General features: G+C 62.3%; 16 protein-coding genes. 9 read left to right on the forward strand and 7 right to left on the reverse strand.

What is annotated here, in order from left to right:
• Position 1: 1 nt before the first annotated feature.
• Positions 2–2,314, reverse strand: a complete 2,313-nt coding sequence (locus tag DD235_RS04960; RefSeq protein ID WP_109060881.1) for an ATP-binding cassette domain-containing protein — start codon at positions 2,312–2,314, stop codon at positions 2–4.
• Positions 2,311–2,778: a MarR family winged helix-turn-helix transcriptional regulator gene (locus tag DD235_RS04965; protein WP_109060882.1), complete on the reverse strand. Its 468-nt coding sequence runs from the start codon at positions 2,776–2,778 to the stop codon at positions 2,311–2,313. Before DD235_RS04965 ends, DD235_RS04960 begins: the two co-directional genes overlap by 4 nt.
• A gap of 204 nt (positions 2,779–2,982) precedes the next feature.
• Between DD235_RS04965 and DD235_RS04970 the strand changes: the two genes are divergently transcribed.
• Complete coding sequence (locus DD235_RS04970; protein WP_109060883.1) at positions 2,983–4,230, forward strand: MFS transporter; 1,248 nt, start codon at positions 2,983–2,985, stop codon at positions 4,228–4,230.
• 5 nt (positions 4,231–4,235) lie between these two features.
• Here the strand turns inward: DD235_RS04970 and DD235_RS04975 are convergent, their stop codons facing one another.
• The 3 genes from DD235_RS04975 to DD235_RS04985 all read right to left on the reverse strand — a co-directional run bounded on the left by DD235_RS04975 (position 4,236) and on the right by DD235_RS04985 (position 6,346).
• Positions 4,236–4,562, reverse strand: a complete 327-nt coding sequence (locus DD235_RS04975; RefSeq protein ID WP_109060884.1) for a type II toxin-antitoxin system HicB family antitoxin — start codon at positions 4,560–4,562, stop codon at positions 4,236–4,238.
• Positions 4,559–4,822, reverse strand: a complete 264-nt coding sequence (locus DD235_RS04980; protein ID WP_109060885.1) for a toxin HicA — start codon at positions 4,820–4,822, stop codon at positions 4,559–4,561. The genes DD235_RS04975 and DD235_RS04980 overlap by 4 nt, the downstream gene beginning before the upstream one ends.
• 135 nt (positions 4,823–4,957) lie before the next feature.
• Positions 4,958–6,346: a uracil-xanthine permease family protein gene (locus DD235_RS04985; protein ID WP_109060886.1), complete on the reverse strand. Its 1,389-nt coding sequence runs from the start codon at positions 6,344–6,346 to the stop codon at positions 4,958–4,960.
• A gap of 347 nt (positions 6,347–6,693) precedes the next feature.
• Between DD235_RS04985 and DD235_RS04990 the strand changes: the two genes are divergently transcribed.
• Genes DD235_RS04990 through DD235_RS05015 form a run of 6 tightly spaced genes read left to right on the forward strand, consistent with a single transcriptional unit; the run spans position 6,694 to position 11,304 of the window.
• A complete protein-coding gene (locus DD235_RS04990) occupies positions 6,694–7,302 on the forward strand; it encodes a helix-turn-helix domain-containing protein (RefSeq protein WP_109061031.1) in 609 nt (202 codons plus the stop codon).
• An 11-nt stretch (positions 7,303–7,313) separates the two neighbouring features.
• Positions 7,314–8,081, forward strand: coding sequence for an ABC transporter ATP-binding protein (locus tag DD235_RS04995; RefSeq protein WP_109060887.1), 768 nt, complete (start codon positions 7,314–7,316; stop codon positions 8,079–8,081).
• A 46-nt stretch (positions 8,082–8,127) separates the two neighbouring features.
• Complete coding sequence (locus tag DD235_RS05000; protein WP_109060888.1) at positions 8,128–8,892, forward strand: transporter substrate-binding domain-containing protein; 765 nt, start codon at positions 8,128–8,130, stop codon at positions 8,890–8,892.
• 17 nt (positions 8,893–8,909) lie between these two features.
• Positions 8,910–9,599 carry an ABC transporter permease gene (locus tag DD235_RS05005; protein WP_109060889.1) on the forward strand — a complete coding sequence of 230 codons (690 nt, stop codon included), beginning with the start codon at positions 8,910–8,912 and terminating at the stop codon, positions 9,597–9,599.
• A complete protein-coding gene (locus tag DD235_RS05010) occupies positions 9,596–10,285 on the forward strand; it encodes an ABC transporter permease (RefSeq protein ID WP_109060890.1) in 690 nt (229 codons plus the stop codon). The genes DD235_RS05005 and DD235_RS05010 overlap by 4 nt, the downstream gene beginning before the upstream one ends.
• Entirely contained in the window at positions 10,282–11,304 is a 1,023-nt protein-coding gene (locus DD235_RS05015; protein ID WP_204524189.1) for an arginase family protein, read from the forward strand. The genes DD235_RS05010 and DD235_RS05015 overlap by 4 nt, the downstream gene beginning before the upstream one ends.
• On the opposite strand, the gene DD235_RS05020 is transcribed toward DD235_RS05015, so the two are convergent.
• Positions 11,301–12,197: a LysR family transcriptional regulator gene (locus tag DD235_RS05020; protein WP_109060891.1), complete on the reverse strand. Its 897-nt coding sequence runs from the start codon at positions 12,195–12,197 to the stop codon at positions 11,301–11,303. The genes DD235_RS05015 and DD235_RS05020 overlap by 4 nt on opposite strands.
• A 130-nt stretch (positions 12,198–12,327) precedes the next feature.
• Between DD235_RS05020 and DD235_RS05025 the strand changes: the two genes are divergently transcribed.
• On the forward strand, positions 12,328–13,524 hold the full coding sequence (locus DD235_RS05025; protein WP_109060892.1) for an acyl-CoA dehydrogenase: 1,197 nt from the start codon (positions 12,328–12,330) through the stop codon (positions 13,522–13,524).
• An 86-nt stretch (positions 13,525–13,610) separates the two neighbouring features.
• Positions 13,611–14,840, forward strand: coding sequence for a CaiB/BaiF CoA transferase family protein (locus tag DD235_RS05030; protein ID WP_109061033.1), 1,230 nt, complete (start codon positions 13,611–13,613; stop codon positions 14,838–14,840).
• Here the strand turns inward: DD235_RS05030 and DD235_RS05035 are convergent.
• Positions 14,830–15,330, reverse strand: coding sequence for a HugZ family pyridoxamine 5'-phosphate oxidase (locus tag DD235_RS05035; RefSeq protein ID WP_109061034.1), 501 nt, complete (start codon positions 15,328–15,330; stop codon positions 14,830–14,832). The two genes, DD235_RS05030 and DD235_RS05035, sit on opposite strands and share 11 nt — an antisense overlap.
• Between the last annotated feature and the right edge of the window lies 1 nt (position 15,331).

Genomic DNA, 15,331 nt, shown 5'->3' on the forward strand with positions numbered 1-15,331 from the left:
CTCAGGATGCAGGCTTCCAGCCATCCATATGACGCCGCAGGAAAGGCCTCGTGACTGATCGCGGTGCCTCGACCATCATCTGCGGCGTGCCTTCGAAAATGACCTGTCCACCTTGCCGGCCAGCCCCCGGTCCCATTTCGATCAGCCAGTCGGCGTGAGCCATGACATCGAGGTTGTGCTCGACCACCACGACCGTGCTGCCCTGAGTTGTCAGCGTATCGAAAATATCCAGTAGCCGCTCGACATCAGCCATATGCAGGCCAGAGGTGGGTTCATCGAATACATACAGCGTTCCCGCTTCGGCCAGCCGGGAAGCCAGCTTGAGCCGCTGGCGCTCGCCACCGGATAAAGTGCTCAGGCGTTGCCCGAGCATGGGATACCCCAGCCCTGTCGTGAGCAAACGCCTCAGCAGCGTGCAGATGTCCACGCCCACCGCACCGGCCTGCTGTGCGGCGAAGTGCTGCAAGGCCCGGGCCACAGAGAATGACAGCACCTCGGCAATGTTGCACCCCAGCCAGGTGGCAGCGCGCGCCGCCGGATTGAAACCCGTACCATCGCAGGCTTCGCAAGGCGTTTCCACGCTGTCCATGAATGCCAGGTCGGTCTGGACAAGGCCCAAGCCCTTGCAATCCGGGCAAGCCCCCTGGGCGTTGCTGCTGAAGAGACTGGCTGGCTGCCCACAGGCCCTGGAAAAACCAGCACGGATGACATCGAGTACACCGATGTAGCTGGCGACCGAAGCTCGCCGCGTACCGCCGAGCCCATGCTGGTCGATCAGGATGGCCTCAGGGTAATGGCGTGGCAGCAGGCGATTCACCAGGGTACTTTTACCCGATCCCGCCACACCGGCCACCACAGTCAGCACGCCTGCGGGAATGGCAACACTGACATCATGCAGACTGTGCAGGGAAAGATGGTTCAGTGGCAACCAGCGCGTTGCCCCGCGAGGTATGCGACTGGCGGGGACAGGTCGACGCAGGCAACGACCCGTCAAGGTATCGGCCTGGCGCAGCCCGGCGCAGTCGCCCTGATAGACCACGTCGCCACCTTCCGTGCCAGCGCCCGGCCCCATGTCCACCACATGATCGGCAACCGCGATCACATCAGGATCGTGCTCGACCACCAGCACGGTATTGCCGTTGTCACGCAAGCCGCGCAGCAATGCATTGAGCTGGTGAACATCCCTGGGATGCAGGCCCACGCTGGGTTCGTCGAAGATATAGGCAATATCGGAAAGACTGCTGCCCAGATGGCGTACCATCTTGACACGCTGCGACTCGCCGCCGGACAGGCTGGTGGTATCGCGCCCCAGACTGAGATAGTCCAGGCCGATGGCCACCATCTGCGACAGACGTTCGATGATGGCCGCAACCACAGTCGCCACCGGCGCAATCTGCAGACTGCGCATGAATGACAACAGATCGGCTATATCCATGGCCGCACAACCCGCGATGGACTTGCCGGCGATCCGACAGGACAGGATGGTCGGATTGAGCCGTGCACCACCACAATCAGAACAGGGCTGGCGAGTAATCACCTGTGCAAGGCCCTCGCGTTCTGCCTGGGTCAGGCGGCTGGGTTCATGGTCGAGATAGGCCCGCCTGAAACGCGGCACGATTCCCTGGAAGCGGGCCGTTGCAGGCCACTCAGGCAAAGGTGTGGGTACCGGCAGGTCGTCGGCATGCAGCAGTATGTTCCAATGCTCGGGACTGAAATCCGCCAGTGGCTTGTCGCAATCGAAGAGCCCCGCGCAGACATAGCGCTTCCATCGATACGTACCGGGCGCAAAGGTCGGAAACCGGATGGCCCCCTGGTTCAGCGACAGGCTGCGGTCGATCAGTCTCTCCAGGTCGAGTCGATCCACCACGCCCAGTCCCTGGCAGGCCGGACACATCCCCTGTGGATGGTTAAAGGAAAACACATTGGCATAGCCCACGAAAGGCTGGCCCGCACGGGCAAACAACAGCCGCAGCAATGGCGAAATATCGGTGGCTGTGCCCACTGTCGAACGGGCATTGCCGCCCAGCGGCTTCTGATCCACGATGATGGAAGCCGGCAGGTTGCGCAGGGCATCGGCCTGTGGTTGCCCGTAATGCGGCAGGCGATGCCGGACAAAGGCGCTGTGATGCTCGTTGAGCAGACGCTGCGACTCGGCAGCGATGGTATCAAAGACCAGCGAGGACTTGCCCGAGCCTGACACACCAGTGAATACGGTAATGCAATGCTTAGGAATCTTCAGGCTGACGTCGCGCAGATTATTGCTGCGAGCCCCCACGATCTCGATATCCCGATAAGCGCCGGCACGCAGGTTCATGCCGGTTCCCGTTCGTCTGCCTGTCCACTGATCTGCAATGCAGCACTGACTTTTTCACACAGTTCAGTGAAGATCGCCTGCTCACCAGGCGACAGCGCTGCCATGACGCGCAGCGCAGCGTCATGCCGGCCCATGGCCGCCCTCATCAGGAAATCACGACCGCGTGGAGCCAGCAGCGTCAGCTGTTCACGACGGTCATCCTCGCCTTGCGCCTGTGCGACCAGCCCCAGATCCTTGAGCACACGCAGCGACTTGGAAATACCGGTGCGTGCCACGCCCAGTCGTGCCCCAAGCAGAGAGGGTGTCATGGCTCCCTGCAGACGCAACAGTTCGAGAATGTCGTATTGAGCCCAATTCACAGCCTCAGAGGTGTAGCGCGCACGCCGCGCCACGAGGATACACTGCAGATGCGACAGCGCATTTTCCAGGGGATCGGGCTCATCGATTGAGGCTATTGATACCATATCGCACCTTTGGTTTCCATACGGAAATTCAAAACAATTAAATATGCCTAAATTCTAGAATAATAATTTCCATTTGGAAATTAAATCATTACAGATATTGTGCCAGCACAACTCTATATCAATAGGAAAAATAGATTCGATCTTGAAAGCGCTGCCCATTGCCGCTATCGTGTTGCGCTTCGGTTTCCTACCCTGCGAGTTGCCTTGAGCATCCCCATCTACCGAGTGCCGGGCTTTGCCGCTTTCCTGGTCGCCCGGCTTGCTGCCGTATTCGCCATGCAGATACAGGCCGTGGTCGTGGCCTGGCAGGTCTACGACATCACGCGTGATCCGATGTCGCTGGCCTATGCCGGCTTGGCGCAATTCGTCCCCATGCTGTTCCTGCTGGCCCCGGCAGGCGATCTGATCGACCGCTTCAACCGCAAGACCATTCTGGCGGCCAGTTGGGTGCTTTCCGCCATCTGCAGCGGCTGGCTGGCCTGGCTGTCCTACAGCAATGCCCATCCGTCCGGCGGTATCTATGCGGCGCTGGTACTGTTCGGCTGTGCCCGCGCCTTCATGGGACCTGCGCTGCAAAGCCTGCTGCCTCAGATCGTGCCACGCGAGCGGCTGGCACAGAGTCTGGCCACCAACAGCATGCTGATGAAGGCAGCCACCATCGGTGGGCCGGTGGCCGGCGGTGCCTTGTATGCCTTTGGCGGCTCGGTGGCCTATCTGGTCTGCCTGGTCTGTTTCATTGCCGGCATTGTGCTGCTGCGACAGGTGCCGATTCTGCATCCCCAGGAAATCGAACAATACCCGGAAGGCGAAGCCCGTCCCGGCATGTGGCGTCGCTTCAACGAAGGCATTCGCTTCATCTGGTCGCACCCCGTGATCCTGGGGGCAATCAGCCTGGACCTGTTTGCCGTGTTGCTGGGCGGTGTGATAGCACTGCTGCCGATCTATGCACAGGATATCCTGCATGTCGGCCCCGCCGGGCTGGGTCTGCTGCGCAGCGCCATGGCGGTCGGCGAAATCCTCACGGGCATGTACCTCTCTGCCCGCCCCTTCAACCGACGCGTCGGCGTCACGCTGTTCGCCGCGATTTTCCTGTTCGGCTGCGCCAACCTGGTATTCGCCTTCTCGACATCGTTCTGGCTGTCGTTTGTCGCATTGATGGTGGCGGGTGCGGGCGACATGATCAGCGTCTATGTACGCAGCGCCCTGGTCCAATACTCTACGCCGGACCACCTGCGCGGACGGGTCAACGCCGTCAACATGCTGTTCATCAGCTCATCCAACGAGCTGGGCGAGTTCCGCGCCGGCACATCGGCCAGCGCTTTCGGTGCGGTCCCTGCTGCGGTGCTGGGCGGTTGCTGCACGCTGCTGATCGCAGGCGGCATGATGTGGCGCAACCGCCCACTGCGCGGCATCGACCGCTTCGAGGATGCGGAGCGCATCCATCGGGGCTGAGAAAGCTACAGTGCCAGCTTGGCCGCCACCAGGCGGTTCATGCTGATGCCTTTTTCTGCAGCCTCGATGGCCAGTTTGCGATGCACCATGGGCGTGACCCGGGCAGGAATATTGCCACTGTAGCGCTTTTCAGAAAACGCCTCGGGAACAACCTCTCCGTTTTGCTCCATCTCAGCCACAACTTCCATCACCAGTGACATGATGCCATTCAATGCGCACCCCGGATCTGGGTCCAGCCAGGAGAGGGAAGGAAACTCGGCACATAGTCCAACATGCTCGCCATCATCTGGTGACCAGGTTATACGATACGTATAGGTGTTGGCATTGCTCACTTGGTCATCTCCCGAACGGCATCGAGCCTGTCAATCGCTTCGAGTATTTGCCTGATTTGATATGACTTGGCCTTGTTTCCCTGCCACTGCAAATTGATACGAGGATCTCCCGGCCAGGGCGTTTTAAAAATAACGTGACTACCCGCAGTCCTGCGCGGCGCTCCAAACAAGACCGTACATAATGCAACGGCATCGGCATAGCGCACATTGGTTGGCTGAGTTCTCATCAACCTGATTATTTTTCCGATATCCGCAGTCATACGGTATCCTTCATGTGTTTTATGATATCAATACTGATACTACAAAACAACTTGAAGGATAGGATGCAAACTGTGCTCTTTCTGCGCACACTCTACAAACAGACAGCAGATCTAGGCCTGAAATCTCGCAACCACTTATGCAGATGCCCTAGCCTGCGCAGGCTGTTCCGGCAGGAACCAGTTCATCAGCAAGGCGCATATCCCGCCAGTCGCCACCCCTGAACCCAGCACGTTGCGCAGACCGTCCGGCACATGCGCCAGGAAGTCCGGCACCTCGGAAACGCCCAGGCCCAGGCCGAGCGACACGGCGATGATCAACAATGCGCGGCGATCCAGCGTGGTGCCTGCCAGGATATTGATGCCCGAGGCGGCCACGGCACCGAACATCACCATCACGGCTCCCCCCAGCACGGGCTCGGGCACGGCCTGCAACACGCCGGCCACCGAGGGGAAAAGCCCCATCAGCACCAGCATGGCGGCGATCCACAGGCCCACATGGCGACTGGCGATGCCGGTCAGCTGAATCACGCCGTTATTCTGTGCAAACACCGAACTCGGGAAGGTATTGAAAATACCCGCCAGGAACGAATTGGCACCATTGACCAGCACGCCGCCCTTGATGCGCTGCATCCAGACCGGCCCTTCGACCGGCTGGCGCGAAATCTTGCTGGTAGCCGTCACATCACCGATGGCCTCAAGCGATGTCACCAGATAGATCACGATCATCGGCACGAACAGCGACCAGGAAAAGCCCAGCCCGAAATGCAGCGGCACGGGAGCCTGGAACACGGCGGCCTCGTGCATGCCGCTAAAGTCCAGCCGCCCCAGCCAGCCCGCCACCAGATAACCGACGATCAGGGCAATCACAATCGCCGCGCTGCGCACCCAGACCACCGGAATGCGGTTGAGCAGGATGATGATGGCCAGCACCGAGCACGACAGCAGCAGGTTCTCGCCATTGGCAAAGGTGCCGTTGCCCATGGCACCGTAGCCACCACCCATACTGATCAGGCCGACCTTGATCAGCGTCAGACCGATCAGCAGCACCACGATGCCAGTGACCAGCGGCGTGATCAGCCGCTTGACGAACGGCAGGATGCGCGACACGCCCATCTCGATAAAAGAACCGGCAATCACCACGCCGAAGATCGCCGCCATCACGGCCTCGACCGGCGTGCCCTGCTTGACCATCAGAGCCCCCCCAGCGATCAGCGGCCCGACGAAATTGAAGCTGGTGCCCTGCACGATCAGCAACCCGGCCCCGAACGGCCCGAAGCGACGGCATTGCACAAAGGTGGCAATACCGGATACCACCAGGGACATCGACACGATCAGGTTGGTGTCGCGCGCGGACACGCCCAGTGCCTGGCAGATCAGCAGGCCCGGTGTCACGATCGGCACAATGATCGCCAGCAGGTGCTGGAAGGCGGCGAGAAAGGAAATCCAGGGACGCGGCTTGTCATCCAGCCCGTAGACCAGGTCATGGGTAGGCTGAGTGGACGAATGGGTGTCGGGAGCGCTCATGAGGAGGAAGGTGTCCGGCAAAAGATCGCGATTTTAACGCGCCGGGACTGTGCTGCGACACGACGGCCCGTGCCAGCCACGGCCTTTTCCTGGATCTCTTGACCCATGTTGCCCTGAGGTACACACATTCGTCACTATCATGGTGCCAAACATGCACTTGCATAGTGCAAAAAGGTACCTATAAGGCAACAAATAATTTTCTCGAGAATTTCATCAAAACCCATAAAAACAACAACCACTTGAAAACAAATGAATAATTCAATTTAAGGGTTTGCACCAACCTCTTGAACGACAGAAATAGCCATAAAATATTGACTCACAGGCAACACAAGGCAATGGAAATCATCATGGAAATTGGCCAGAAAGTTGCGCAGCAGGCAACACATGCGCACACAACATCGATCGGTGATACCACGATCGACGTCGGCGCTCGCCTGCGCCAGGCACGCCTGGCCAAAGGGCTCTCGATCCAGGAAGTGGCCGACCGCGTCGGCGTCAGCAAGTCTTTCATCAGCCGCTTCGAGCGCGACGTGGTCAACGCATCGGTCTCGACCCTGCTCAAGATCTGCGATGTGCTCGATGTCCGTCCTGGCCAGTTGTTCGAGCCCCCCGTCACCAAATTCGTGCCGGCAGACCAGCGCCCGCCCATCAACCTGGGGGGTTCTCGCATGCGCGAATACCTGATCGGCGGGGCCGGCAACGAGCACATGCTGGCGATCTTTTCCATCATCGAACCCGGTGGCGGCTCCGGCGACGAGCCTTACACACTGGATGCGCGCTCCGACATGGTCCATGTGCAGACCGGTTCGCTGTCGGTCGCGGTGGGCGACCAGGTGTACATCATGCAACCTGGCGACACCCTGACCTTTCCGCCCAGCATTCCGCACACCTGGAAGAATCCTTCCGCCACCGAGACCTGCACCGCGCTTTGGGTCATTGTGCCTCCCCCGGTCTGAAAGGCTTAGCCATGCATACACTCAAGGTCACCGACCTGCACAAGCGCTACGGCGATCATGAAGTCCTCAAGGGCGTTGGCCTGGAGGCCCGTCGCGGCGACGTGATCAGCATCATCGGCTCCAGCGGCTCCGGAAAGAGCACGTTGCTGCGGTGTATCAATTTTCTCGAAAAACCATGCCAGGGCACCGTCGAACTCAACGGCGAAACACTGCGCACCGTGGCCGACCGGCATGGGGCCTTGCAGGCCGCCGACCCGGCCCAGTTGCGTCGCCTGAGGGCACAGCTGTCAATGGTGTTCCAGAATTTCTGCCTGTGGTCGCACATGAGTGTGCTGCAGAACGTGATCGAAACCCCCATGCACGTCCTCGGATTGAGCCGTGAGGAGGCACTGGCGCGTGGCCGCAGCAACCTCGAAAAGGTAGGCCTGGGTGCCGAATTCCATGCCCGCTATCCGGGCCACCTGTCCGGCGGCCAACAGCAGCGCGTGGCCATCGCCCGTGCACTCAGCATGGATCCCCAGGTCATGCTGTTCGACGAGCCGACCTCGGCACTCGACCCCGAACTGGTCGGCGAAGTGCTAAAGGTCATGCAGGCGCTGGCCCAGGAGGGCCGCACCATGATCGTGGTCACCCACGAAATGGGCTTTGCCCGCAACCTCTCGAGCCAGGTGCTGTTCCTCCACCAGGGACGCATCGAGGAGCAGGGAGCACCGGCCGATCTGTTCGACAATCCTCAGAGCCCCCGGCTGCAGCAGTTCCTGTCCGGCCGCCTCAAGTGACCTTTCTATCCCGTTTTGCACGCACAACGACTCTCAAGGACCCATCATGAAAAAAAACCTGCTCGCCGGCCTCGCGCTGTCCGCCCTGCTGTTCGGTACGTCCGCAGCCGCGCAGAACCCGATCACGATCGCTACCGATGCCACCTTCCCGCCGTTCGAATCGATCGATGCCCAGGGCAAGCTGGTCGGCTATGACGTCGAACTGATGCAGGCCATCTGCGATGAAATGCAGCTCGACTGCAATATCATCAATGCCGCCTGGGACGGCATGATCCCGGGCCTGGTCAGCCGCAAGTACGATGCCCTGATCTCGCAGCTCACCGTCACCGACGCCCGCCGCCGCATCATGGCCTTCAGCGATATCTACTCACACCCGGTGTTCCGCTTCGTGGGGCGTCAGGGTGAGGAGTACGATTTCGGCCCCGACGGCCTCAAGGGCAAGGTCGTGGCCGTGCAGACCGGTACGCCGATGGACGCCTACGTCACCAAGTACCACCCCGAAGCCACCATCAAGCGCTATGACGCCGGCAGCGCCGCCTATCTCGAACTGACCGGCGGACGTGCCGACCTGCACATGAGCTACGAAGCCCAGATCATCCACAGCTTTCTCAAGACGCCTCAGGGTGAAGGCTATGCGCTGGTCGGTCCGCGCCTGAGCGGACAGGATGCTCCCGAGTTCGGCGAAGGCGTCGCCATTGCCCTGAACAAGCGCAGCACCGAACTGCTGGCAAGCATCAACGAAGGGCTGGCGCGTCTGCGCGCCAACGGCAAGCTCGACGCGCTCGACGCCAAATATTTCAGCGCCGACTGAACCGTGCTGACGCTGCCATGACGTTCGACTACATCCTCACCGTGCTGGCCGCCGGACGGGTCACGCTGGCGCTGGCCGCCAGCGCCCTGCTGCTGTCCATTGCCATCGGCCTGCTGTGCGCTTGGGCCAAGCTGTCGGGCAGCCGCACGGCTCGCCTGCTGGCCGGCAGCTACACCACGGTGATCCGCGGCATCCCCGACCTGGTCCTGATGTTGCTGGTGTTCTACAGTTTTCCGGCACTGGTCAACCTCTGGCTGGAAGAGGCCGGCATCGACTACATGCTGGAACTGGGGCCGTTCATGGCAGGCACGGTCACGCAGGGACTGATCTTCGGTGCCTACATGACCGAAACATTCCGTACCGCACTGATCAATATCCCGCGAGACCAGATCGAGGCCGCGCATGCCTATGGCATGCGCCGGCTGCACATCTTCCGGCGCATCGTGCTGCCCCAGATGATCCGGCTGGCGCTGCCCGGCTTCACCAACAATTGGCTGGTGCTGGCCAAGGCCACCGCGCTGGTGTCGCTGATCGGCCTGCAGGATGTCATGTTCCGCGCCAAGGGTGCGGCCGAGGCGACCCGCCAGCCCTTCACTTTCTATCTTGTGGCGGCAGGCTTTTACCTCGCCCTCACGGTGATTTCACTGCTGCTGCTGCACCGCCTGCGCCGTCGTTATGCCCTGCATGCACGGGGAGCCAAGTCATGAACTGGGACATTATCGAGGCCAACTTCGGGCGTTACCTGCAAGGGCTGGAACTGACGCTCTACCTGACCGTCGTCTCGCTGTCGCTGGGTTTCGTGCTGGCCATCGGCCTGGCCCTGGTCCGCAACTCGGACAACCGCCTGGCCAATGGTGCCGTGCTGCTCTACACCACGCTGTTCCGAGGTACCCCGCTGTTGATCCAGTTGTTCCTGATCTATTACGGGCTGGCCCAGTTCGACCTGATCCGCGAAAGCATCTTCTGGCCCTGGCTCTCCAGTCCGCTATTCTGCGTGCTGCTGGCCTTCGTGCTCAACACGGCGGCCTACACCACCGAGATTTTCGCCGGCAGCCTGCGTCACCTGCCGGCCGGCGAGATCGAAGCCATGCGCGCCTACGGCATGTCGCCCTGGACCCAGTTCCGGCGCATCCTGCTGCCCGCCATGCTGACCCGTTCACTCGGCCTGTACGGTAACGAGGTCATCATGATGCTCCACGCCACCTCGCTGGCCAGCACCGTCACGCTGATGGAAATCACCGGCGTGGCACGCAACATCACGCTCAACGAATACATCCAGTTCGAACCCTATGTCACCGCTGCCGGCCTCTACCTGCTGCTGACACTGTGCCTGGTCGGCTTGTTCCGCCTGCTCGAACGACGCTGGGCTGCCTACCTGCAGCCGCGCGGTTGAGCATCACCGCGATCCGGCATGCACGACTGATTGCTGCCCTGCCGGATCCGGCCAGCCCCTTCCTTTTTTACCTACCGATTCCGGAAACCATCGCCATGAGCCATACCGATACCGATTCCACCCTGCGCGGCAGCGACCTGCTGGGAGCCCCTTTCGACAGTGAATCCACGCTGGGCTGGCCCGGCTCGCGCTACGCCCCCCAAAAGGTCCGCGAAGCCATCCGCTGGATCAACATGCGCATCCAGGACGGCCAGATCTACCAGCTCGAGGACGACACCATCCATACCGTGGGCAACGACCTGCTGCGCGACCTTGGCGATCTGTCGGTCCTGCCCAAGGATACCGAGGCCACATTCCGCACCATCAGCGATGCAGTCGGTGCCTCGCTGCAACGCGGCCGCAGCCCGATCGTCATCGGCGGCGACGACAGCCTGCTGTTTCCTGTTGCGCGCGGCGTGCACGACGCCCTGCCCGGCCGGATCGGCATCATCCATTTCGACGCCCACCTCGACCTGATGGATGAAAGCGCCAAGCAGGGCCGCTACAGCCAGTCCAGCGGCATGCGCCGCTCGCTCGAAATGGCACGCGTCGACTACGCAGACTGCATCCAGCTGTGTGAACGCCACTTCAATTTCCCGGCGTCGGGCCGCTTCAAGCATGAGCATGGCCTGGCACACATTTCGGCTCGCGAAGCGATCCGGCTCGGTGCCGCAGCCACCGTGCAACGGGCACTCGAGCACGTTGCCGGTGCCGACCACCTGTTCCTGTCGTTCGACATCGACGCCATTGATCCGGCCCATGCCCCCGGCTGCGGAGCCCACGAGCCGGGCGGGATCAGCTCGGACCAGGCGCTGGAAATGGTCGAGCTGCTGGCACCGCACTGCGCCGCCATGGCCATTACCGAAGTCAACCCCATGCTGGACGTACGCGACACCACCGCCACGCTGGCAGCCTATCTGGCCTTTACCTTTGCCGTGGCAGGCCGCAATCCGGTACGCCGCCGAGCCGTTGCCGGCTAGCCGGCTCCCTGCTGCGCCTGTTGCGCCAGCCAATCGCTGAACACGGCCAGCGCCGGCTGGCCCGCCCGCTCTTCAGGTGCAATCAGGTAATAGGCACGGCCACTCTCGTAGGAACGGTCGCACAGCACCATCAACTCGCCCGCCGCCAGTTCGCGCGCCAGCATGAAAGGCGGGATCAGGGCCACACCCAGCCCCTGGCTGGCGGCCTGCGCCAGCATCGAGAACAGTTCCAGGCGCATGCCCTGCATGCCATGCGCCTGAGACACCTCCATCGCCTCGAACCATTGACGCCAGGCGTGTGGCCGCGTCGATTGCTGCAGCAAAGGCAGGCCGGCGATTGCCTCGGGGGTCATGCCGGCCCGGGCACCCGGCAGCGCCGGACTGCAGACCGGCACCGGCTGCTCGGGCATCAGGAAACGCGCCTGCGTGCCGGGCCAGCCACCGTCACCGCAATAGATGGCGGCATCGAACTCGGTCTGGCCGAACAGAAAAGGTCGGGTCTGCGTACGCATATTGACCGTTACACCCGGATGGCGATGCTGGAAGTCCCCCAGCCTGGGCAGCAGCCAGCGCGTCGCAAACGTCGGCACCACCGCCAGCTCCAGCGTAGAGCCCGCGCCCTGCTGCGCCATGACGGCCAGCGTGTCATGTGCAATGGCGTCCAGGCGGGACGCGATGCGCCGGCTATAGCCTGCTCCGGCCTCGGTCAGCAAGACGCCACGCCGGGTCCGCCGGAACAGCGCCACCCCCAGGGATTCTTCCAGCGCGATGATCTGCCTGCAGATTGCGCTTTGCGTCAGTGACAGCTCCTGCGCGGCGCGGGTGAAACTCTGATGGCGCGCGGCAGCCTCGAACGCCATCAGGGCCGAGGTGCTGGGTATTTTCCTGCGCATGGCGACGATCCTTCAACAAAATTACGGAGTGATATTTACGCACATATACACGCAAATTTATCATTTGAATCCCCGCATACGAATACCTAGAATGCATTTTTCTCAATCCAAAAACAGAGGGGAGATTATCATGACGCATCCTGGGAATGGCCGTGCCAGATTCGACTGGTCCGATCCGCTGCTGCTCGACAGCCAGTTGAGCGATGACGAACGCCAGGTCCGCGATGCGGCTCGCGACTATTGCCAGGGAGGGCTGGCACCGCGCGTGCAGGAGGCCTTTCGCCATGAACACACCGATCCGGCCATTTTCCGGGAAATGGGAGAGCTGGGCCTGCTGGGAGCGACCCTGCCCGAAGCCTACGGGGGGGCCGGCCTGAACTATGTCTGCTACGGCCTGGTGGCACGGGAAGTCGAACGGGTCGATTCCGGCTACCGTTCGATGATGAGTGTGCAGTCCTCGCTGGTGATGCTGCCCATCTTCGAATTCGGTACCGAGGCGCAACGGCAAAAATACCTGCCGAAGCTGGCGCGCGGCGAATGGATAGGCTGCTTCGGCCTGACCGAGCCCGATCATGGTTCGGACCCTGGCAGCATGATCACGCGGGCCCGCAAGACCGAGGGCGGCTGGCGGCTGAGCGGTGCCAAAATGTGGATCACCAATGCCCCCATCGCCGACGTATTCGTGGTCTGGGCCAAGGACGAGGCCAATGACATTCGTGGCTTCATCCTGGAAAAAGGCTGGCAGGGCCTGAGCGCGCCCGCCATCCACGGCAAGGTCTCCCTGCGTGCCTCGATCACCGGCGAAATCGTCATGGACGATGTCTTCGTTCCCGAAGAGAATGCCTTTCCCGATATCCGGGGCCTGCGCGGCCCTTTCACCTGCCTGAACGCTGCCCGCTACGGCATCGCCTGGGGTGCGCTGGGCGCCGCCGAGGACTGCTGGCACACGTCGCGCCAGTATGTGCTGGATCGCAAACAGTTTGGTCGCCCGCTCGCCGCCAATCAGTTGATCCAGAAAAAGCTGGCCGACATGCAGACCGAAATCACGCTGGGCCTGCAGGGCTGCCTGCGGCTGGGACGCATGAAAGACGAAGGCACTGCCGCCGTGGAGATCACCTCCCTCATGAAGCGCAACAGTTGCGGCAAGGCCCTCGACATTGCCCGCACCGCCCGTGACATGCTGGGCGGCAACGGCATCAGCGACGAATTCCCGGTGGTCCGCCATCTGGTCAACCTGGAAGCCGTCAACACCTATGAGGGCACGCACGACATCCACGCGCTGATCCTGGGCCGGGCCATCACCGGCATAGCAGCCTTCGCCAACTGAAGCCGCCAGCACGGTATGGCAAGGAGCCCGGCATGACATCACAGGCAGACCAGTCGCAGCAGCAGCAGCAGCAGGCACCGCCCCCCATGCAGCCCGGCGCGCTCGGACACCTGCGCGTGCTCGACCTGTCACGCATCCTGGCCGGCCCCTGGGCCAGCCAGTTGCTGGCGGACATGGGTGCCGACGTCATCAAGGTCGAGCGTCCCGACGAAGGCGACGATACACGCGGCTGGGGCCCCCCCTGGCTGCAGGATGCCGAAGGCCGGGACACGGACATCTCGGCATACTATCTCTGCGCCAACCGCAACAAGCGCTCGCTGGCCATCGACCTGGCCAGCCCTCAGGGACAGGCGCTGATACGCCGGCTGGCGGCAGAGTCCGACGTCCTGATCGAGAATTTCAAGGTGGGCGGCCTGGCCCGCTACGGTCTGGACTATGCCAGCCTGAAAGCGATCAATCCGCGCCTGGTCTACTGCTCGATCACCGGCTTCGGCCAGGACGGCCCCTATGCCATGCGCGCAGGCTACGATTTCATGATCCAGGCCATGGGTGGCCTGATGAGCCTGACGGGGCGACCGGACGGCGAACCCGGCGGCGGCCCCATGAAAGCCGGTGTGGCCCTGACCGATATCCTGACCGGCCTGTATGCCTCCAACGCCATCCTGGCTGCGCTGGCCTGGCGCGAGCGCAGTGGCGAAGGCCAGCACATCGACATGGCACTGCTCGACGTGCAGGTCGCCAGCCTGGCCAATCAGGCCATGAACTATCTGACCACCGGCCACAACCCGCAACGGCTGGGCAACGCCCACCCGAACATCGTTCCCTACCAGGAGTTCCCGACCGCCGATGGCTACATGATCCTGGCCATCGGCAACGACGGGCAGTTCGCCCGCTTCTGCGCCGCAGCCGGCCAGCCCGCGCTGGCAGAAGATACGCGCTTTGCCACCAACCGGGCGCGTGTCAGCCACCGCGCAGAACTGATCCCGCTGCTGCGTCGCCTGACAGTCGAGCGCAGTACGGCTGACTGGATCGCGACACTCGAGGCTCGGGCCGTGCCCTGCGGGCCGATCAATACGCTGGCCGATGTCTTTGCCGACCCACAGGTACAGGCCCGCCAGTTGCACCAGACGCTGCCGCACCCCGTGACCGGCGGTATCCCCACCATCGCCAGTCCGCTACGCCTGTCGGCCACGCCCGCAGGCTACCGGCGCGCGCCGCCCCTGCTCGGCGAGCATACGGATGAAATCCTGGCGGAGCGGCTCGGTCTGGATGAAGCGCAACGCCAAGCCCTGCGCCAACAGCGCATCATTCGCTGAGCGGCGCGTTGCGACCCAGACAGCGTGACAACTGTTCCGCATCCAGGCTGCGGGCAGCGCCGAACCCGGCCACCTGCCTCGCCTCGCGCAGACGCACCAGCACAAAGCGGAAATCCGCCAGTTGCGTCATCATTTCGGCCTCGGGAAAGCGGTTCAGGTAGGCCTCCCGGCATTCCTGGCAACCGGCCTCATCCGCAGCCAGGAAACGGGCCTTGCCCAGCAGGGTGACGCGTCCCAGATCATGTACTCCCTGCCCATCTGCCTCAGGCTGCATCACCAGCAGCGACACGCGCGGATCGGCCTGCATGTGGCGGGCATGCGCAGCCAGCCCGCTGACATGCAGCACCATATCCGGCCCCTGGGGCAGCAAGACATACGGCACCATGGAGACAAAAGGCGTTCCATCCGGTGCCAGCGTGCCCAGCGCCGCCACGCGCTGTTGCTGGACCAGGGTACGCAAGGCAAGATCAAGGCGGGATTCGTGGAACACC

This window comes from Corticimicrobacter populi, from assembly GCF_003123725.1.
Classification (GTDB): domain Bacteria; phylum Pseudomonadota; class Gammaproteobacteria; order Burkholderiales; family Burkholderiaceae_B; genus Corticimicrobacter; species Corticimicrobacter populi.